We start from the raw sequence: 18933 nt of genomic DNA, 5'->3' as shown, positions 1-18933 counted from the left end.
TGACGGCAACGCGAGTTACCGCAAGGAAGAACAGATGCGAATTTTACTGGTAGAAGATGACACACTTATTGGCGATGGCATAAAAGCGGGTCTGAGTAAAATGGGTTTCAGCGTCGACTGGTTTACCGAGGGACGTCCGGGCAAAGAGGCGCTTTACAGCGCGCCTTATGATGCGGCCATTTTAGATTTGACGCTGCCAGGCATGGACGGACGGGATATTTTGCGCGAATGGCGCGAAAAGGGTAAACAGGAACCGGTACTGATCCTGACGGCGCGCGACGCGTTAGCAGAGCGCGTCGAGGGGCTACGTCTGGGCGCCGATGATTATTTATGTAAACCTTTCGCGCTCATTGAGGTCGCCGCCCGTCTGGAGGCGCTGGTACGCCGCGCCAGCGGTCAGGCCAGTAGCGAATTGCGCCACGGCCAGGTGACGCTCAATCCAGGCAATCTCGTCGCGACGCTTGCCGGCGAACCGCTGGCCCTAAAACCAAAAGAGTTCGCGTTGCTGGAACTCTTACTGCGCAACAAAGGTCGCGTGCTGCCGCGCAAGCTTATTGAAGAGAAGCTGTATAACTGGGATGACGACGTGTCCAGCAATGCAGTGGAAGTCCATGTTCATCATTTACGCCGCAAGCTCGGCAGCGAATTTATTCGCACCGTACACGGCATCGGCTACACCCTGGGTGACGCATGAAATTGACGCAACGTCTCAGCCTGCGCGTCAGGCTGACGCTTATTTTCCTGATTCTGGTCTCCATCACCTGGGCAATCTCCAGTTTTGTGGCCTGGAGAAAGACGACGGATAATGTCGACGAGCTGTTTGACACACAGTTGATGTTGTTCGCCAGACGGCTTAGCACGCTCGATCTTAACGAGATCAACGCCCCGCAGCGCATGGCGCATACGCCAAAGAAATTAAAACATGGGCATATCGATGACGATGCGCTGGCATTTGCCATCTTTTCCGCTGACGGCAAAATGTTGCTGCATGATGGCGACAACGGCCAGGATATTCCGTATCGCTATCGCCGGGAAGGTTTCGACAATGGCTATCTGAAGGATGACAACGACCTCTGGCGTTTTTTGTGGTTGAACTCGGCGGATGGTAAGTATCGTATCGTCGTCGGTCAGGAGTGGGATTACCGCGAAGATATGGCGCTGGCGATCGTGGCGGCGCAATTAACGCCGTGGCTGATCGCCCTTCCCTTCATGCTGCTGATTTTATTACTCCTGCTTCACCGCGAGCTCAGACCGTTGAAAAAACTGGCGCAGGCGCTGCGCTTCCGGTCGCCGGAATCGGAAACGCCGCTCGACGCCAAAGGCGTACCGAGCGAGGTTCGCCCACTGGTCGAAGCGCTTAATCAGCTTTTTAGCCGCATCCACTCCATGATGGTGCGCGAACGGCGATTTACCTCCGACGCCGCCCATGAATTGCGCAGCCCGCTGGCCGCGCTGAAAGTACAAACCGAGGTGGCGCAGCTCTCGGGCGACGATCCGCTATCGCGCGATAAAGCGCTGACCCAGCTCCATGCGGGGATCGATCGCGCCACGCGGCTGGTCGATCAGCTACTGACATTATCGCGTCTCGACTCGCTCAATAATTTGCAGGATGTAGCGGAGATTTCGCTGGAAGAGCTGCTGCAGTCCGCGGTGATGGACATTTATCATCCGGCGCAGCAGGCGAATATCGACGTGCGTTTACAGCTTAACGCCCATGACGTCATACGTACCGGCCAGCCGCTACTCTTAAGCCTGTTAGTGCGTAACCTGCTGGATAATGCGATTCGCTACAGTCCGCAGGGCAGCGTCGTCGACGTTACCTTACATGCCCGCAGCTTCACCGTCAGAGATAATGGCCCCGGCGTGGCACCAGAGATTCTGACGCATATCGGCGAGCGTTTTTACCGCCCGCCAGGCCAAAGTGTGACCGGCAGCGGTCTGGGATTATCAATCGTCCGTCGCATCGCTACGCTGCACGGCATGACGGTGTCGTTTGGCAACGCCGCGGAAGGTGGATTTGAGGCCGTAGTAAGTTGGTAGCAGAGACTTTTGCCAAAAACGCAAAAGACTTTGCACATTTTGCTAATTTCACCGCACCGCCCGTCAGCGTAGAATCAGCAGCAAACGCATTTCTTGAGGAGACAAAATGAGTAACATCCTGATTATCAACGGGGCGAAAAAATTCGCGCACTCCAACGGCCAGTTGAATGACACCCTGACCGAAGTTGCCGATGGGCTTCTGCGCGATCTGGGTCATCAGGTTAAGATCGTCCGCGCCGACAGCGACTATGACATTAAAGAAGAGGTGCAGAATTTCGTCTGGGCTGACGTGGTGATTTGGCAGATGCCAGGCTGGTGGATGGGCGCGCCATGGACAGTAAAAAAATATATGGATGATGTCTTTACCGAAGGTCACGGCACGCTCTATGCCAGCGATGGCCGCACGCGTTCCGATGCCGCTAAAAAGTACGGTTCCGGCGGTCTGGTGCAGGGGAAAAAATATATGCTGTCACTGACGTGGAACGCGCCGATGGAAGCATTTACCGAAAAAGATCAGTTTTTCCACGGCGTAGGCGTAGATGGCGTCTATCTGCCCTTCCATAAAGCCAACCAGTTCCTGGGCATGGACGCGCTGCCAACGTTTATTGCCAACGACGTGATTAAAATGCCGGATGTTCCGCGCTATACCGCAGAATATCGCAAGCATCTGAGCGAAATTTTTGCTTAACTGGTCATCCTGGAATTAGAAGGAGTTAACCATGCTTACCGTCATTGCCGAAATTCGCACGCGTCCGGGCCAACATCACCGTCAGGCCGTCCTCGATCAGTTTGCGAAAATTATTCCAACCGTTCTTAAAGAAGAGGGGTGCCACGGTTACGCACCGATGGTGGATCATGCCGCGGGCGTGAGTTTTCAGACTCTGGCGCCTGACTCGATCGTGATGATTGAACAGTGGGAAAGCGTTGCGCACCTTGAGGCGCATCTGCAAACCCCGCATATGAAAGCCTATAGCGACGCGGTAAAAGACGATGTGCTGGAAATGAATATTCGTATTCTGGAATCCGGCGTTTAAGTTATTACCCTCGTCTGACGTCTCCCTGATGCGATGCGCAAGTGTCGCCATCAGGCTGCGGCGTCATGTCGGATTCGCTTATCCGGCCTGCGCCGCGCAGACCGGATAAAGCGTGCAACAACCGTTACACGTCGAGATCCGCGAGATCGCCTTTTTCCTGTAGCCAGTTGCGTCGATCTTCAGAACGTTTCTTCGCCAGCAGCATATCCATCATCGCGTTAGTACGCTGATCGTCTTCATCGCTAATGGTGAGCTGCACCAGGCGGCGAGTATTCGGATCAAGCGTGGTTTCGCGTAACTGCATCGGGTTCATTTCACCCAGGCCTTTGAAACGCTGTACGTTCGGCTTGCCTTTCTTACGCTTCAGTTGTTCCAGTACGCCCGCCTTCTCTTCTTCCGTCAGCGCGTAATAGACCTCTTTACCCAAATCGATACGGTATAGCGGCGGCAGCGCGACGTAGACATGACCATTCTTCACCAGCGCGCGGAAATGTCTGACAAACAGCGCGCAAAGCAGAGTAGCGATATGCAAACCATCGGAGTCCGCATCCGCCAGGATACAGATCTTGCCGTAGCGCAGCTGACTCAGATCGTCGCTGTCCGGATCGATACCGATCGCCACGGAAATATCATGCACCTCTTGCGAGGCCAGCACTTCATCGGAAGAGACTTCCCAGGTGTTAAGGATCTTACCTTTGAGCGGCATGATCGCCTGATATTCGCGATCGCGCGCCTGCTTGGCGGAACCGCCTGCCGAATCCCCTTCCACAAGGAACAGCTCGGTCCGATTAAGATCCTGCGCGGTACAGTCCGCCAGTTTCCCCGGTAACGCCGGACCGCTGGTGAGCTTTTTGCGCACCACTTTTTTTGCGGCGCGCAGTCGCCGCTGCGCGCTGGCAATCGCCATCTCTGCCAGTTGTTCCGCCGCCTGCACGTTCTGGTTCAGCCACAGGCTGAAGGCATCTTTCACCACGCCGGAAACAAATGCCGCACATTGACGCGACGACAGACGCTCTTTGGTCTGCCCGGCAAATTGCGGGTCCTGCATTTTCACGGAGAGCACATAAGCGCAGCGATCCCAGATATCTTCCGCCGACAGTTTGACGCCGCGCGGCAGAATATTGCGGTATTCGCAAAATTCGCGCATCGCGTCGAGCAGGCCCTGGCGCAGACCGTTGACGTGCGTCCCCCCCTGCATGGTCGGGATCAGGTTGACGTAGCTTTCCGTCAATAATTCTCCGCCTTCCGGCAGCCACAATAGCGCCCAGTCAACCGCTTCCGTTTCACCGTTAAAATTACCGATAAACGGCTTTTCCGGCAGCGTCGGCAGGCCGTTTACCGCTTCGCCCAGATAGTCGTTCAGACCATCCTGGTAGCACCAGCGCTGCTCGCTGTTATTCACTTCATCTTTAAAAGTGATTTCTACGCCGGGACACAGCACCGCTTTTGCTTTCAGAACGTGCATTAAGCGAGAGACAGAAAAACGCGGGCTGTCGAAGAAACTTTCGTCCGGCCAGAAATGCACGCTGGTGCCAGTATTACGTTTACCGCAGGTGCCGACAACCTGCAAATCCTGCACTTTTTCGCCGTTTTCAAACGCGATGTTATAGACCTGACCGTCGCGGCGCACGGTCACTTCCACGCGCTTTGACAGGGCATTCACTACCGAAATCCCCACCCCATGCAGACCACCAGAGAACTGATAGTTCTTATTGGAGAATTTACCGCCGGCATGAAGTCGACAGAGGATCAGTTCTACCGCCGGAACCCCCTCTTCCGGATGGATATCCACCGGCATCCCGCGTCCGTCGTCAATCACTTCCAGCGATTGATCGGCATGTAAAATGACATCCACGCGTTTGGCGTGACCTGCCAGTGCTTCATCCACACTATTATCAATCACTTCCTGACCCAAATGGTTGGGACGGGTCGTATCGGTGTACATTCCCGGGCGGCGGCGTACCGGCTCAAGCCCAGTGAGTACCTCAATGGCATCAGCGTTATAAGTTTGCGTCATGGTTTAATTAGCAATTCGAATTGATTGTCAGCAACTGTGCAGTCCAAGAAAATCGACAATCTGGTTGAAATAATCTTCGAAGCCCGTGAATGCGTGATTACCACCCTCGGTCACTGTCTGACGGCAGGAGGCGTAATATGCCACCGCCTGGCGGTAATCCAGCACTTCATCGCCCGTCTGTTGCAGTAGCCAGATCAGGTCCGGCGCTTCCAGCGGGTCAATCTGCATGACTTTAAGATCATAAATATGGCGAGACTCTAGCACATATTGCTGCCCGGTGTAGGGGTTCTCGTTCTGACCGAGATAGTCGGTTAGTAATTCAAAGGGCCGCACGGCGGGATTCACCACCACAGCCGGCAGCATAAAACATTGCGACAGCCAGGTGGCGTAATAACCACCCAGCGACGATCCTACCAGCCCTAATGGCGCACCGCCATGCTCAAGCACGAGAGATTCCAGCAACTCCGCCGCATCGGCAGGATACGGCGGCAGCTGAGGGACGATCATCTCAACATGCGGATGACGCTCCGCCAGCCAGTTTTTTAGCTGGCACGCTTTTGCCGAGCGAGGGGAACTGTTGAATCCGTGCAAATAGAGAAGCGTAGACATCAGTATCCTTCCGAAGCGGTATCGGGTCGGAACCGGGTATCCTGCAGGCGATGCACTTCCGTCTCCAGGACGCCGTTCGCCCGGAGCTCCAGCGTACGCCAGCCCGGCGCGATAGTATCCAGCGTAAAGTTCGCGCAGTGTGGTTTGAACTGTACGCAGGTTGACGGCGACGCCAGCAGACGGCGACCGTTCCAGTCAAGATCCAGCTCCTGGTGAATATGTCCGCATAACAGATATTTTACACGCGGGAAATTCGCCAGCACGCTATCCAGCTCACCGGCATTACGCAAGCTGTGCTGATCCAACCAACTGCACCCTGCCGGCAACGGATGGTGGTGCAAAAGGAGCAATGTCTGTCTCTCTGGCGCATCGGCGAGCTTACGCTCAAGCCATTCCAGTTGGAACTCGCTCAGTTCGCCATGCGGTACGCCAAACACCTGGCTATCCAGCAACAAAATCTGCCATTGTTCACCGATTAACACGCGTTTAGCCGGGGAAATCCCCGCCTCTTGCAGCGCGCTGTACATTGCCGGCTGAAAATCATGATTGCCCGGTAGCCAAACGCAAGGCGCGCGAAAGCTTGCGATACCCTCAGCAAAATGCTGATAAGCCGCAGCGGATTGATCCTGCGCCAGATCGCCGGTCGCCACGATCAGATCATATTCATACTGTTGCGCCCGAATAGCCTCCAGCACGGCCTGGTAACTTTCCCAGGTATTGACGCCTAACAGCGTTTCATGCTTTTCGGCAAACAGGTGAGTATCTGTAATTTGTAAAATCCTGACTCGGGCCTCACCAGCCAGAGGTAGGGTTAACAGGCTTTCCAAATGGTGTCCTTAGGTTTCACGACGCTAATAAACCGGAATCGCCATCGCTCCATGTGCTAAACAGAATCGTAGCCAGTCGGCCAGAAACTGATTAATTTGATGCTTTTCGTCGCGTTGATGCAACTTTTTATTTGGATAATCATACCGCGCTTTGAAGCGAAAGATCTGCTGGCTTGAACACACTTCAGCCACCATCGCATCATGGTAGAGGCGCACCGTCAGCGACGGCAGGCTCCAGTAGGTGATGGCTGGCGCCGTTTGCTCGATCGTTACAAGCGTAGTGTATCGGGTCGATTCCACAATCGTTAACCGATATTGTACGTTGCCCACCTGATAGCTCACCGTTTCACCGGGGGCGTCATTGCGCGGCAGCAGGCGGCGCAATTGCGAAAAATTGGTTTCGCACAAACGCATCATTTCTGGGAAGTCAGGTGTATAACGCTTCATTTTTTCCACTCGTTTTTTAACTCTTGATGATGCAACTGAAGCCATTGCAAAGCGATGACTGCGGCTGCGTTGTCGATTTTCCCCTCTTCTACCCACTGGTATGCCTGTTCCCGGCTTACCACATGAACCCGAATATCTTCGTTTTCATCCGCCAGACCATGAATACCTGCCGCGGTCGTGGCGTCCACTTCACCCACCAGAATAGATGAGCGCTCGCTGGTTCCTCCTGGACTCGCCAGGTAACTGATGACCGGTCGGGTGCGGCCTACGGTCAGCCCCGCTTCTTCCATCGCCTCTCGCCGGGCGACCGCCTCAATGGTTTCGCCTTCTTCTATCATGCCGGCGACCATCTCCAGCAGCCACGGCGTAACGCTTGTGTCATACGCGGCAATACGAATCTGTTCGACCAGCACCACCTCGTCGCGTTCAGGGTCAAAGGGTAGCAAGACGGCGGCGTGCCCGCGCTCAAAAATTTCGCGCTTTACCTCGCCACTCATTTCTCCGTTGAATAAACGATGGCGGAATCGATACACATCCAATGAAAAAAAACCGCGATAGCGCGTTTCCCGTGCAATAATTTCTACATCGCTTTTGGTGAAAGTAACTGGCAAGTTGTCTGATTTACGCATTGTGCTGCCCTGCTAGCAATAATGATTAAATGATGAATTTCAAGGGTGGTTGACTGCTGTTTTATCACCCTTGTGGTAAATTGGTGCCAATTAAGGCTCGTATGGCACGTAACGCCAACTTTTTGCAGTGGCGGATTCTGCTAGAATCAGCAATTATTTTTACAAATTGATCAGCGCTAAATACTGCTTCACAACAAGGAATGCAAATGAAGAAATTGCTCCCCATCCTTATCGGCCTGAGCCTGTCGGGGTTCAGCACACTAAGCCAGGCAGAGAACCTGATGCAAGTTTATCAGCAAGCACGCCTGAGCAACCCGGAATTGCGTAAATCCGCTGCCGATCGCGATGCTGCATTCGAAAAAATTAACGAAGCGCGTAGTCCTTTACTGCCGCAACTGGGTTTAGGTGCCGACTACACCTACAGCAACGGTTATCGCGATGCGAACGGTATCAACTCCAATGAAACCAGCGCTTCCCTGCAATTAACGCAGACGCTATTTGATATGTCGAAATGGCGCGGGCTCACCCTGCAAGAAAAAGCAGCAGGCATTCAGGATGTTACCTATCAAACCGATCAGCAGACGCTGATCCTCAATACCGCGAACGCGTATTTTAAGGTATTGAACGCTATTGATGTGCTTTCCTATACCCAGGCGCAAAAAGAGGCTATCTACCGTCAGTTAGATCAAACGACGCAACGTTTTAACGTGGGTCTGGTCGCCATTACCGACGTGCAAAACGCCCGTGCGCAATATGATACCGTACTGGCGAATGAAGTGACCGCCCGCAACAACCTGGATAACGCGGTAGAAGAGCTGCGCCAGGTAACCGGCAATTATTACCCGGAGCTGGCGTCGCTTAACGTCGAGCATTTTAAAACCGACAAACCTAAAGCTGTGAATGCGCTGCTGAAGGAAGCGGAAAACCGTAACCTGTCGCTGTTGCAGGCGCGTTTAAGTCAGGATCTGGCGCGCGAGCAAATCCGTCAGGCGCAGGATGGTCATCTGCCGACGCTGAATTTAACGGCCTCAACCGGCGTTTCTGATACCTCTTATAGCGGTTCTAAAACCAACTCCGCCCAGTACGACGATAGCAACATGGGGCAGAATAAAATCGGCCTGAACTTCTCCCTGCCACTGTATCAAGGCGGAATGGTTAACTCGCAGGTAAAACAGGCGCAGTATAACTTCGTCGGCGCAAGCGAACAGCTGGAAAGCGCGCACCGTAGCGTGGTGCAGACCGTACGTTCTTCCTTTAACAATATTAACGCCTCCATCAGCAGCATCAACGCGTACAAACAGGCGGTCGTTTCCGCGCAAAGTTCTTTGGATGCAATGGAAGCCGGTTACTCGGTCGGTACACGTACCATTGTTGACGTACTGGATGCCACCACCACTCTGTATGATGCCAAGCAGCAACTGGCCAACGCGCGTTATACCTATTTGATTAATCAGTTAAATATCAAATATGCGCTCGGTACGCTGAACGAGCAGGATCTGCTCGCGCTTAACAGTACGTTGGGTAAACCTATCCCGACGTCGCCGGAAAGCGTAGCGCCGGAAACGCCAGAGCAGGATGCTGCCGCAGACGGTTATAATGCCCATAGCGCCGCGCCGGCAGTACAGCCGACCGCCGCTCGCGCCAACAGCAATAACGGCAATCCATTCCGGCATTGATAAGTTATTCGCTGGCGCTGCGCTTATCAGACCTGTGCCCTTGTAGATCTGGTAAGCGCGGTGCTACCTGTCATGAAGCCGCACCTGAACGTAAGACAACGTAAAGATCCTGCTATTCCGCCGCATTCTCGCCTTTTCTCGCTTCAATTTCGACCAGTCATCCTCTATTCTGAACGCATGTTGTATTTACCACTGGGTCCTGGAAGACAAATATGAAACGGACAAAATCCATCCATCACGCATCATTTCGCAAAAGCTGGAGCGCGCGGCATTTAACGCCGGTCGCCCTGGCGGTTACGGCTGTTTTTATGCTGGCTGGCTGTGAAAAAAGCGATGAAACCGTATCGCTGTATCAAAACGCTGATGACTGTTCGGCGGCGAATCCGGGCAAAAGCGCGGAGTGTACAACCGCGTATAACAACGCGCTGAAAGAGGCCGAACGTACTGCGCCTAAGTACGCTACACGCGAAGATTGCGTCGCTGAGTTTGGCGAAGGTCAGTGCCAGCAAGCGCCCGCACAGGCTGGCATGGCACCGGAAAATCAGGCGCAGACCCAACAATCCAGCGGCAGTTTCTGGATGCCGCTTATGGCAGGTTACATGATGGGGCGTCTGATGGGCGGCGGCGCAGGCTTTGCGCAACAGCCGCTGTTTAGCTCGAAAAACCCGGCCAGCCCTGCATACGGCAAATATACCGATGCGGCAGGTAAAAACTACGGCGCGGCGCAACCGGGCCGGACAATGACCGTACCGAAAACCGCGATGGCGCCGAAACCAGCCACCACCACAACCGTTACCCGCGGCGGTTTTGGCGAATCCGTCGCCAAACAGAGCACCATGCAGCGTAGCGCTGCCGGTACTTCAACACGTTCGATGGGCGGCTGATACGCATGGAAAGAGTCAGTATTACCGAGCGCCCGGACTGGCGCGATAAAGCGACTGAATACGGGTTTAATTTTCACACTATGTATGGTGAACCGTACTGGTGTGAAGACGCTTATTACAAGTTAACGCTCGCCCAGGTGGAAAAACTGGAAGACGTTACCGCCGAGCTGCACCAGATGTGCCTCAAGGTAGTAGAACGCGTCATCGCCAGCGATGAGCTGATGACGAAGTTTCGTATTCCAAAACATACCTGGGGTTTTGTTCGTCAGTCCTGGCAAACGCAACAACCGTCGCTCTATTCCCGCCTCGATCTGGCCTGGGACGGCATCGGCGAGCCTAAGCTGCTCGAAAATAATGCCGACACGCCAACATCGCTGTATGAAGCGGCGTTTTTTCAGTGGATTTGGCTGGAAGATCAGATCAACGCGGGCAATCTGCCGGAAGGCAGCGATCAGTTTAATAGCCTGCAGGAAAAGCTGATTGAACGCTTTGCTGAACTTCGCGAGCAATACGGTTTTCAGTTGCTGCATCTCACCTGCTGTCGCGATACGGTTGAGGATCGCGGCACCATTCAGTATTTACAGGATTGCGCGGCCGAAGCGGAAATCGCCACCGAATTTCTCTATATCGACGATATTGGTCTGGGGGAAAAAGGCCAATTTACGGATCTGCAGGATCAGGTCATTGCGAACCTGTTCAAGCTCTATCCGTGGGAATTTATGCTGCGCGAGATGTTTTCCACCAAGCTGGAAGATGCCGGCGTGCGCTGGCTGGAACCGGCCTGGAAAAGCATTATCTCCAATAAAGCGTTATTGCCGCTGTTGTGGGAGATGTTCCCGGACCATCCGAATCTGTTGCCTGCGTATTTCGCCGAAGACGAACATCCGCAAATGGATAAATATGTTGTGAAACCGATCTTCTCCCGCGAAGGGGCGAACGTATCGATTATTGAGAACGGTAAAACGATCGAATCCGTGGAAGGCCCGTATGGCGAAGAGGGTATGATCGTGCAACAGTTCTATCCGCTGCCAAAATTCGGCGACAGTTACACCCTGATTGGTAGCTGGCTGATTAACGATCAGCCCGCCGGAATTGGTATCCGTGAAGATCGGGCGCTGATCACCCAGGATCTCTCCCGCTTCTATCCGCATATTTTTGTCGAAGGATAGATTTTCCTGTAAGCCCGATGCGCGTAGCGCCATCGGGCAATCATTCAGCGCCTTATCCAGCCTACCCCACCTGCACCGACAACATACTTATACTGCCCATCTCAATACCGTCGACCGGGATGGTGATAGGTTCCTTGCCATCCCAGGCACCAAGTACATACAGCAAAGGCAAAAAGTGCTCCGGCGTCGGGTTCGATAAGGCGGCCCCTTCATGTTGCAGATAATTCACCAGCGGGTGCTGTTCTACCTGCCCCTGCCACGTCAGATTGGCTTTCACAAAGTCATTAAATGACGCCGCCCAGGGATACGGTATATTGTCACCGTGCCAACGCACAGTCCGCAGGTTATGAACCACATTCCCGCTGGCCACCAGCATCACGCCTTGATCACGCAGCGTCGCCAGCTTACGACCCACCTCAAAATGCCATGCCGTCGGTTTGGTACTATCAACACTAAGCTGCACCATCGGGATATCCGCATTCGGGTACATCTTGATCAATACGCCCCAGGAGCCGTGATCAAATCCCCACGCCTCTTTATCGAGCGCGACGGGAACGGGAGCCAACAGTTCAACCAGACGCTGCGCCAACGCAGGCGATCCAGGGGCCGGATAATGCGTGTCATACAGCGCCTGCGGAAAACCGCCAAAATCATGGAGAGTTTGCGGCCTTTCCATCGCTGTGACGCCCGTCCCGCGGGTATACCAGTGCGCCGACACCACCACTATCGCCTGTGGTCGCGGCAGAGCTTCCCCCAATCGCCGCCAGGCGCGGGTATAATCGTTATCGTCCAGCACGTTCATCGGGCTGCCATGCCCCAAAAACAATGCTGGCATACACGTTAAAGACATGATGTTATCCTTACAGGAAAGACATTTTGTTAACATCACCATACGCTTTCTTCACAGAGGAAGAACTCAGATAACTATGATGAAGATCATCAGTTATTTTGAAGGTCAGGTTCGGACGGCAAATTGATAAGGAGTAATGGATGTCAGTACCACTTATTCTGACCTTACTGGCGGGCGCCGCCACCTTTATTGGCGCGTTTCTTGGCGTTCTCGGCCAAAAACCGTCTAACCGCGTGCTGGCTTTTTCGCTGGGCTTCGCCGCAGGGATCATGCTGCTCATCTCGCTGATGGAGATGCTGCCCGCCGCGCTTGATACCGAGGGAATGTCGCCCGTACTGGGCTACGGGATGTTTATTATCGGCCTGTTGGGCTACTTCGGGCTGGACCGCCTGCTTCCTCACGCTCATCCGCAGGATCTGGTGCAAAAAAGGCAGCAGCCGCTTCCCGGCTCGATAAAACGCACTGCGATTTTATTGACGCTCGGCATTAGCCTGCACAACTTTCCGGAAGGGATCGCCACCTTTGTCACTGCCAGCAGCAATCTTGAACTGGGCTTCGGCATCGCACTGGCGGTGGCGTTGCACAATATTCCTGAAGGTCTGGCGGTCGCCGGCCCGGTTTATGCCGCGACGGGCTCAAAACGTACCGCGATTTTTTGGGCCGGTATCTCCGGCATGGCGGAAATTCTTGGCGGCGTGCTGGCGTGGCTGATTTTGGGCAGTCTGGTTTCGCCAATCGTTATGGCGGCTATCATGGCGGCAGTCGCCGGTATTATGGTGGCGCTCTCCGTTGATGAACTGATGCCGCTGGCAAAAGAGATCGATCCTAACAATAACCCCAGCTATGGTGTGCTTTGCGGTATGTCCATCATGGGGCTCAGTCTCGTCATTTTGCAGACGATAGGTATCGGTTAAGAGAAACGTCGCGCCGGATGCAGGCCTTTAGCCAGGCAACATCCGGCTGCCCGTCAAGGATATGCGCTATTTCTGCTCATTCATCACGCTGTCGCCTTCGCTCGTCTGGCGAAAACGTTTCGTTCGCGCTTCAAGTAATGCATCTCTGTCTTGCCGAAACGCTCTGCAATAACGCTTCATATGGCAAATATACCCTACCGCCACCAGAACGATTAATATTATCCAATACCAGGCAATAAACATCCTTTTTACCCTTAAAATTTAACATCACTAAACATTTAACGTTAAAATTTTACATACCCTTATTTTGACGTATTCATATACTGGCATATTTGTGGAACAAATAAATGATTTTGATCATATAAATCAGTGGTGAAACCCAATAATGAAAGAGGTATTAAGCAGAAAACAATGTCGATAAGATCACACTTCGTACTAATTTATATTGTTCTTAAAATATCACCCTCCTACTATCGACTTATTAAGGTAATTAAAAAATATTGATGCAGAGTATATTTTAAAATAAGCAATAACATCATTAGTTATATTTAAAGACCAATCATTTACCTCATTTATCATTCATAAAAACATAGTATATTCAGAAGTATTATATTTAGAAGTTGTATATAAGGAGATATATCCATGTTTAATCAATACCGGAAAACAATACTTGCCGGCGCTGTCGCACTGACATGCGGACTCACCGCAGCCAGTACGTTTGCCGCAGGTTTTCAACCGGCACAGCCCGCAGGGAAATTAGGCGCAGTCGTTGTCGATCCTTACGGAAACGCCCCTCTCACCGCACTGGTGGAATTAGATAGCCATATTATTTCAGACGTTAAAGTTACTGTACATGGCAAAGGGGAAAAAGGCGTTCCTGTTACTTATACCGTTGGGAAAGAGTCTTTAGAAACCTATGACGGTATTCCGATTTTTGGCCTTTATCAGAAATTTGCCAACAACGTCACGGTAGAATATAAAGAAAACGGCAAAGCCATGAAGGATGACTATGTGGTGCAGACGTCCGCCATCGTCAACCATTATATGGATAACCGTTCTATTTCAGATCTCCAGCAAACGAAAGTTATTAAAGTCGCGCCAGGATTTGAAGATCGCCTTTATCTGGTAAATACCCATACTTTTACGCCGCAGGGCGCTGAATTTCACTGGCACGGCGAAAAAGATAAAAATGCGGGCATTCTTGATGCCGGTCCGGCGGGTGGGGCTTTGCCTTTCGATATCGCCCCTTATACGTTTGTGGTCGACACCCAGGGTGAATACCGCTGGTGGCTGGATCAAGATACCTTCTACGACGGCCACGATATGAATATCAACAAACGCGGCTACCTGATGGGTATTCGTGAAACGCCTCGCGGCACCTTTACCGCGGTGCAGGGCCAACACTGGTACGAGTTTGATATGATGGGGCAAATTCTTGCCGATCATAAACTGCCGCGCGGGTTCCTGGATGCGTCTCATGAATCCATCGAAACCGTGAACGGCACCGTACTGCTGCGCGTCGGCAAACGCGATTACCGCAAAGAAGATGGCATACATGTTCACACTATTCGCGACCAAATCATTGAGGTCGATAAGTCTGGCCGCGTAGTGGACGTTTGGGATTTAACCAAAATCCTCGACCCTATGCGTGATGCGCTGCTCGGCGCTCTGGATGCGGGCGCAGTATGTGTGAACGTCGATCTGGCCCATGCCGGACAGCAGGCGAAACTCGAACCGGATACGCCGTATGGCGATGCGCTTGGTGTCGGTGCTGGCCGTAACTGGGCGCACGTCAACTCTATCGCTTATGACGCGAAAGATGACTCCATTATCCTTTCTTCCCGCCATCAGGGTATTGTAAAAATTGGTCGCGATAAGCAGGTGAAATGGATACTGGCGCCGTCTAAAGGCTGGAATAAACAACTAGCCAGTAAATTGCTGAAACCAGTAGACGATCATGGTAAGCCGTTGACCTGTGACGAAAACGGCAAGTGTCAGAACACCGATTTCGATTTCACCTATACCCAACATACGGCATGGCTTTCCAGCAAAGGCACGTTAACGGTCTTTGATAACGGCGATGGTCGCGGCCTGGAGCAACCGGCCCTACCGACCATGAAATATTCCCGTTTTGTCGAATATAAGATCGATGAGAAGAAAGGCACCGTACAACAAGTTTGGGAATACGGTAAAGAGCGTGGATATGATTTCTATAGTCCTATCACCTCGGTTGTTGAATACCAAAAAGACCGCGACACCATGTTCGGCTTTGGCGGTTCTATTAATCTGTTCGACGTTGGTCAACCAACAGTCGGCAAACTTAATGAGATTGACTATAAAACGAAAGAAGTGAAAGTTGAAATTGATGTGCTGTCGGATAAACCCAACCAGACTCACTATCGTGCGTTACTGGTTCATCCAACGCAAATGTTTAAATAAATCACGAGAAGGAATTAATATGTCATCTAAATGGATTACCTCTTTATTTAAAAGCGTAGTATTAACCGCGGCATTGGTCACTCCTTTTGCGGCCTCGGCTTTTACCGAGGGCACAGATTATATGGTTCTGGAGAAACCGATTCCTAATGCGGATAAAACGCTGATTAAGGTATTTAGCTACGACTGCCCTTTCTGCTACAAATATGACAAAGCCGTAACAGGTCCGGTTTCTGATAAAGTAGCCGATCTCGTTACGTTCACTCCGTTCCACCTGGAAACAAAAGGCAAATATGGCAAACAGGCCAGCGAAGTATTTGCAGTCCTGATCGCCAAAGATAAAGCTGCCGGGATTTCGTTGTTTGATGCTAAATCACAATTCAAAAAAGCGAAGTTCGCCTGGTACACGGCTTACCATGATAAGAAAGAGCGCTGGTCAGATGGGAAAGATCCGGCGGCATTTATTAAAACCGGGCTGGACGCCGCAGGCATGAGCCAGGCTGATTTTGAAGCGGCGCTGAAAGATCCTGCCGTTCAGGAGACTCTGGAAAAATGGAAAGCCGCCTATGACGTTGCCAAAATTCAGGGTGTTCCGGCTTACGTCGTCAACGGCAAGTACCTTATCTACACCAAAAACATCAAATCCATCGATTCTATGGCTGAACTCGTTCGGGAACTGGCCACTAAAAAATAAGCAGGAAAACGATTATGGATTTTATTAAGGGATTATGGCGAGACCTACGCGCAAGACCAGTAGATACGCTGGTGAGATGGCAGGAACAGCGCTTTCTGTGGCTGTTAATGGCCGTCGCGATGGGAGGGTTGATTATCCTGGCGCACTCGTTCTTCCAAATCTACCTCTACATGGCACCGTGCGAGCAGTGTGTTTACATCCGTTACGCGATGTTTGTGATGGTAATTGGCGGGGTGATTGCGGCGATAAATCCCAAAAATATCGTGCTGAAGCTGATTGGCTGCATCGCGGCGTTTTATGGCAGCATTATAGGCATTAAGTTTTCTATTAAGCTTAATGGTATCCATCATGCGGTACATAATGCGGACCCCGATTCACTTTTTGGCGTGCAAGGATGTTCGACTGACCCGACCTTTCCTTTCAACTTACCGTTGGCGGAATGGGCACCGGAGTGGTTTAAACCTACCGGAGACTGCGGTTATGACGCACCTATCGTCCCTGATGGCGTGACGCTCAGTAACGTACAGCAGTGGTTTGTCGATCTCTACCAGCAGTCCGAAGGCTGGTATCTGCTTCCGCCCTGGCATTTTATGAACATGGCGCAGGCATGTCTGTTGGCCTTTGGGCTGTGCCTGGTTCTGCTGCTGGTCATGAGCGGTGCCTGGGCATTGAAACTGGCCAGAGGCAAATAACCTGAATAGATAAACCAAAGCAGAGGTCTGCATTCAGACCTCTGCTTTTCTCACAATAATTCTACCATTCAGCTTATTCGTCGTTCTTTGAAACTGAACAATATGACACCAGAGGAATACAAAAAAGCCGATGACATCTCATCGGCTTTTTTCAACCATGATCCGTTCGATCAGCTGGCTTTGCGCTCATGCGCCTGGCGGTAAGCCACCAGATCTTCAATCGTGACTACCGCCATATTATGCTGGCCTGCAAACGCGATACACTCCGGCGCGCGCGCCATCGTCCCATCGTCGTTAGTCAACTCGCACAGTACACCTGCAGGTTTAAAACCGGCCAGCGTCATCAGATCGATGGTCGCCTCCGTATGACCGCCGCGCGTCAGCACGCCGCCCGCCTGAGCGCGCAGTGGGAAAACGTGCCCCGGACGGTTAAGATCGGACGGTTTTGCGCCATCCTTAATTGCCGCACGCACCGTAGTGACACGGTCAGCGGCGGAAACGCCGGTGGTCACGCCTTCTGCGGCTTCAATGGTCACGGTAAAACCGGTGCCGTAGGCGCTGGTGTTGTTTTCCACCATCATTGGCAAGTCGAGCTGCTTACGACGGTCTTCAGTAATGCACAGGCAAACAATACCGCTACCGTGACGAATGGTTAACGCCATCTGTTCTACGGTCATCGTCTCTGCGGGGAAAATCATATCGCCTTCGTTTTCACGATCTTCATCATCAAGCACCATCACACCGCGTCCTTCACGCAGCGCATCCAGTGCAAGTTCAACACGTTCAAAAGGCGTACCAAAAGAGGAAAGTAGCGTCTGATTCATGGTAAAAAAACCTCATTAACATTATGGTTACCAGAATCAGGGCAGTCTTAGGAGTGCCGACAAGCGGCAAAAAAATAACGTGAGCGGGTCCATGCCCGACTGGATCGTTACCCTCTCCCATCCGGACTTTAACCGTCGGCCCCGGAATTACACCGGATCTGCTGACCTTTTCGCTATGGCAAAAAGCGCTCGCGGGCTTTCAACCTGCTCTCCGCGTTCCGTCACGGCGCGCCGTGATGAGAAATGCGTTAAACATCGCTGATTTACCGCCGGTGGGGAATTTCGCCCCGCCCTGAGAATAAGCGGGTTAACTATAACGCTATTGATTACCTTCATCAACGCCTTTACTCCGTATGACGTCACACAATTCTGGTTTATGGCGTCCACATATCGCACTACAATAAGAGCTAACACTTACCAGTTCAGGGAAACCACAATGATTGACCCGAAAAAAATTGAGCAAATCGCACGCCAGGTTCATGAGTCAATGCCGAAAGGTATTCGCGAGTTCGGGGAAGATATCGAGAAAAAAATCCGTCAAACGCTGCAATCTCAGCTAACACGTCTCGATCTGGTGAGCCGCGAAGAGTTTGATGTCCAGACTCAGGTCTTGCTGCGCACCCGGGAAAAACTGGCGCTGCTGGAGCAACGCCTCAGCGAACTGGAAGCTCGCGACAAACCTGAAGGAGTAAAACCTGCGCCCGCCATCCCGCCAGTCGATCCACAAGAGTAAAAACGTGAACGGGCCTGACGGCCCGCTCATATAAGATCTGAATAATGCCCTGCACCTGTAAAGGGAGCCTGCATTAGTGTTCTAATTCTAACCTTTTCGCCTGAGTCGCCTGCTGGCAGTAAAGCACGTAACGCTTGCAAAACCAGTCACGGTGCTCCTCGTCCATATTGCCGGTTACCGCCTGGATATCAACAGGACGCCCCTCCGCCTGCATTCTGGCAAAACTGCGCGCCAGAAAATCGAAATTATTTAATGAATAGACGTTATTGTTGTTCATCAGCATACCCTCCAGTTATTGAATTCTGTTAAGGCTATATGCTTTTTCTAATTTCAGTATTTCCCTATATGTACGGCGGTTTTATACATAACGTGCGCAAATTTAATGCGCAAAATCACAATATTCACCAAAGATAACGACGGATAAATCGCTTTTCGGACTTAAGGAGATATGGGTCACA

General features: G+C 52.1%; 21 protein-coding genes and 1 riboswitch. Of the genes, 12 read left to right on the top strand and 9 right to left on the bottom strand.

Going from position 1 to position 18933, the window contains the following annotated elements; translation table 11 throughout:
* Positions 1 to 34 precede the first annotated feature (34 nt).
* From qseB to ACLD4K_RS11420, 4 genes are all read left to right on the top strand, one after another.
* A complete protein-coding gene (qseB, locus tag ACLD4K_RS11435) occupies positions 35 to 694 on the top strand; it encodes a quorum sensing response regulator transcription factor QseB (RefSeq protein ID WP_411011883.1) in 660 nt (219 codons plus the stop codon).
* Entirely contained in the window at positions 691 to 2040 is a 1350-nt protein-coding gene (gene qseC, locus ACLD4K_RS11430; protein WP_000779328.1) for a quorum sensing histidine kinase QseC, read from the top strand. The genes qseB and qseC overlap by 4 nt, the downstream gene beginning before the upstream one ends.
* 106 nt (positions 2041 to 2146) lie before the next feature.
* Positions 2147 to 2728: an NAD(P)H-dependent oxidoreductase gene (locus tag ACLD4K_RS11425; RefSeq protein ID WP_000065416.1), complete on the top strand. Its 582-nt coding sequence runs from the start codon at positions 2147 to 2149 to the stop codon at positions 2726 to 2728.
* Between the two features lie 31 nt (positions 2729 to 2759).
* Positions 2760 to 3074 carry a putative quinol monooxygenase gene (locus ACLD4K_RS11420; protein ID WP_000958587.1) on the top strand — a complete coding sequence of 105 codons (315 nt, stop codon included), beginning with the start codon at positions 2760 to 2762 and terminating at the stop codon, positions 3072 to 3074.
* 124 nt (positions 3075 to 3198) lie between these two features.
* Here the strand turns inward: ACLD4K_RS11420 and parE are convergent, their stop codons facing one another.
* The 5 genes from parE to nudF are packed head-to-tail and all read right to left on the bottom strand — an operon-like array spanning position 3199 to position 7603.
* Entirely contained in the window at positions 3199 to 5091 is a 1893-nt protein-coding gene (gene parE, locus ACLD4K_RS11415) for a DNA topoisomerase IV subunit B (RefSeq protein ID WP_000195318.1), read from the bottom strand.
* Between the two features lie 27 nt (positions 5092 to 5118).
* The gene (yqiA, locus tag ACLD4K_RS11410; RefSeq protein ID WP_000105725.1) at positions 5119 to 5700 is read right to left on the bottom strand and encodes an esterase YqiA; all 582 of its coding nucleotides are present in this window, start codon (positions 5698 to 5700) and stop codon (positions 5119 to 5121) included.
* Positions 5700 to 6527, bottom strand: a complete 828-nt coding sequence (gene cpdA / locus ACLD4K_RS11405) for a 3',5'-cyclic-AMP phosphodiesterase (RefSeq protein ID WP_000444735.1) — start codon at positions 6525 to 6527, stop codon at positions 5700 to 5702. The genes yqiA and cpdA overlap by 1 nt, the downstream gene beginning before the upstream one ends.
* Positions 6528 to 6551: 24 nt before the next feature.
* Positions 6552 to 6974, bottom strand: a complete 423-nt coding sequence (locus tag ACLD4K_RS11400) for a DUF1249 family protein (RefSeq protein WP_000833404.1) — start codon at positions 6972 to 6974, stop codon at positions 6552 to 6554.
* Positions 6971 to 7603 carry an ADP-ribose diphosphatase gene (gene nudF, locus ACLD4K_RS11395; RefSeq protein WP_001231950.1) on the bottom strand — a complete coding sequence of 211 codons (633 nt, stop codon included), beginning with the start codon at positions 7601 to 7603 and terminating at the stop codon, positions 6971 to 6973. The genes ACLD4K_RS11400 and nudF overlap by 4 nt, the downstream gene beginning before the upstream one ends.
* A gap of 200 nt (positions 7604 to 7803) precedes the next feature.
* On the opposite strand from nudF, the gene tolC reads away from it, so the two are divergent.
* The 3 genes from tolC (at position 7804) to ACLD4K_RS11380 (ending at position 11332) form a co-directional block, all read left to right on the top strand.
* Positions 7804 to 9279, top strand: a complete 1476-nt coding sequence (gene tolC, locus ACLD4K_RS11390) for an outer membrane channel protein TolC (protein ID WP_072157388.1) — start codon at positions 7804 to 7806, stop codon at positions 9277 to 9279.
* Between the two features lie 212 nt (positions 9280 to 9491).
* Positions 9492 to 10163: a DUF1190 family protein gene (locus ACLD4K_RS11385; RefSeq protein WP_411011882.1), complete on the top strand. Its 672-nt coding sequence runs from the start codon at positions 9492 to 9494 to the stop codon at positions 10161 to 10163.
* Positions 10164 to 10168: 5 nt separating this feature from the next.
* Positions 10169 to 11332, top strand: a complete 1164-nt coding sequence (locus ACLD4K_RS11380) for a glutathionylspermidine synthase family protein (protein ID WP_000442834.1) — start codon at positions 10169 to 10171, stop codon at positions 11330 to 11332.
* Between the two features lie 61 nt (positions 11333 to 11393).
* Here the strand turns inward: ACLD4K_RS11380 and ygiD are convergent, their stop codons facing one another.
* Positions 11394 to 12182, bottom strand: coding sequence for a 4,5-DOPA dioxygenase extradiol (gene ygiD / locus ACLD4K_RS11375; RefSeq protein WP_411011881.1), 789 nt, complete (start codon positions 12180 to 12182; stop codon positions 11394 to 11396).
* Between the two features lie 140 nt (positions 12183 to 12322).
* On the opposite strand from ygiD, the gene zupT reads away from it, so the two are divergent.
* Complete coding sequence (gene zupT / locus ACLD4K_RS11370) at positions 12323 to 13096, top strand: zinc transporter ZupT (RefSeq protein WP_000115874.1); 774 nt, start codon at positions 12323 to 12325, stop codon at positions 13094 to 13096.
* Positions 13097 to 13162: 66 nt separating this feature from the next.
* Here zupT and ACLD4K_RS11365 read toward each other — a convergent pair whose 3' ends face one another.
* Complete coding sequence (locus tag ACLD4K_RS11365; RefSeq protein ID WP_411011880.1) at positions 13163 to 13339, bottom strand: hypothetical protein; 177 nt, start codon at positions 13337 to 13339, stop codon at positions 13163 to 13165.
* A gap of 399 nt (positions 13340 to 13738) precedes the next feature.
* On the opposite strand from ACLD4K_RS11365, the gene ACLD4K_RS11360 reads away from it, so the two are divergent.
* Genes ACLD4K_RS11360 through dsbI form a run of 3 tightly spaced genes read left to right on the top strand, consistent with a single transcriptional unit; the run spans position 13739 to position 16918 of the window.
* Positions 13739 to 15535, top strand: a complete 1797-nt coding sequence (locus tag ACLD4K_RS11360; protein ID WP_411011879.1) for an aryl-sulfate sulfotransferase — start codon at positions 13739 to 13741, stop codon at positions 15533 to 15535.
* A gap of 19 nt (positions 15536 to 15554) precedes the next feature.
* Positions 15555 to 16226, top strand: a complete 672-nt coding sequence (locus ACLD4K_RS11355) for a thiol:disulfide interchange protein DsbA/DsbL (RefSeq protein ID WP_023219225.1) — start codon at positions 15555 to 15557, stop codon at positions 16224 to 16226.
* Positions 16227 to 16240: 14 nt separating this feature from the next.
* Positions 16241 to 16918, top strand: a complete 678-nt coding sequence (dsbI, locus tag ACLD4K_RS11350; protein ID WP_023219226.1) for a protein-disulfide oxidoreductase DsbI — start codon at positions 16241 to 16243, stop codon at positions 16916 to 16918.
* Positions 16919 to 17088: 170 nt separating this feature from the next.
* Here the strand turns inward: dsbI and ribB are convergent, their stop codons facing one another.
* Positions 17089 to 17742, bottom strand: coding sequence for a 3,4-dihydroxy-2-butanone-4-phosphate synthase (gene ribB, locus ACLD4K_RS11345; RefSeq protein WP_001076978.1), 654 nt, complete (start codon positions 17740 to 17742; stop codon positions 17089 to 17091).
* Between the two features lie 105 nt (positions 17743 to 17847).
* Positions 17848 to 18046, bottom strand: a riboswitch (FMN riboswitch).
* Positions 18047 to 18178: 132 nt separating this feature from the next.
* Between ribB and ubiK the strand changes: the two genes are divergently transcribed.
* A complete protein-coding gene (gene ubiK / locus ACLD4K_RS11340) occupies positions 18179 to 18475 on the top strand; it encodes a ubiquinone biosynthesis accessory factor UbiK (RefSeq protein WP_411011878.1) in 297 nt (98 codons plus the stop codon).
* A gap of 73 nt (positions 18476 to 18548) precedes the next feature.
* On the opposite strand, the gene glgS is transcribed toward ubiK, so the two are convergent.
* A complete protein-coding gene (gene glgS / locus ACLD4K_RS11335; RefSeq protein WP_183059485.1) occupies positions 18549 to 18758 on the bottom strand; it encodes a cell surface composition regulator GlgS in 210 nt (69 codons plus the stop codon).
* Positions 18759 to 18933 lie beyond the last annotated feature (175 nt).

The sequence above is a fragment of the Salmonella sp. 741265055_HSA genome, from assembly GCF_046569525.1.
Lineage (GTDB): Bacteria > Pseudomonadota > Gammaproteobacteria > Enterobacterales > Enterobacteriaceae > Salmonella > Salmonella enterica.
The sequence above is the reverse complement of the archived record's forward strand: the minus strand, read 5'-3'. Positions and strand labels throughout refer to the sequence as shown.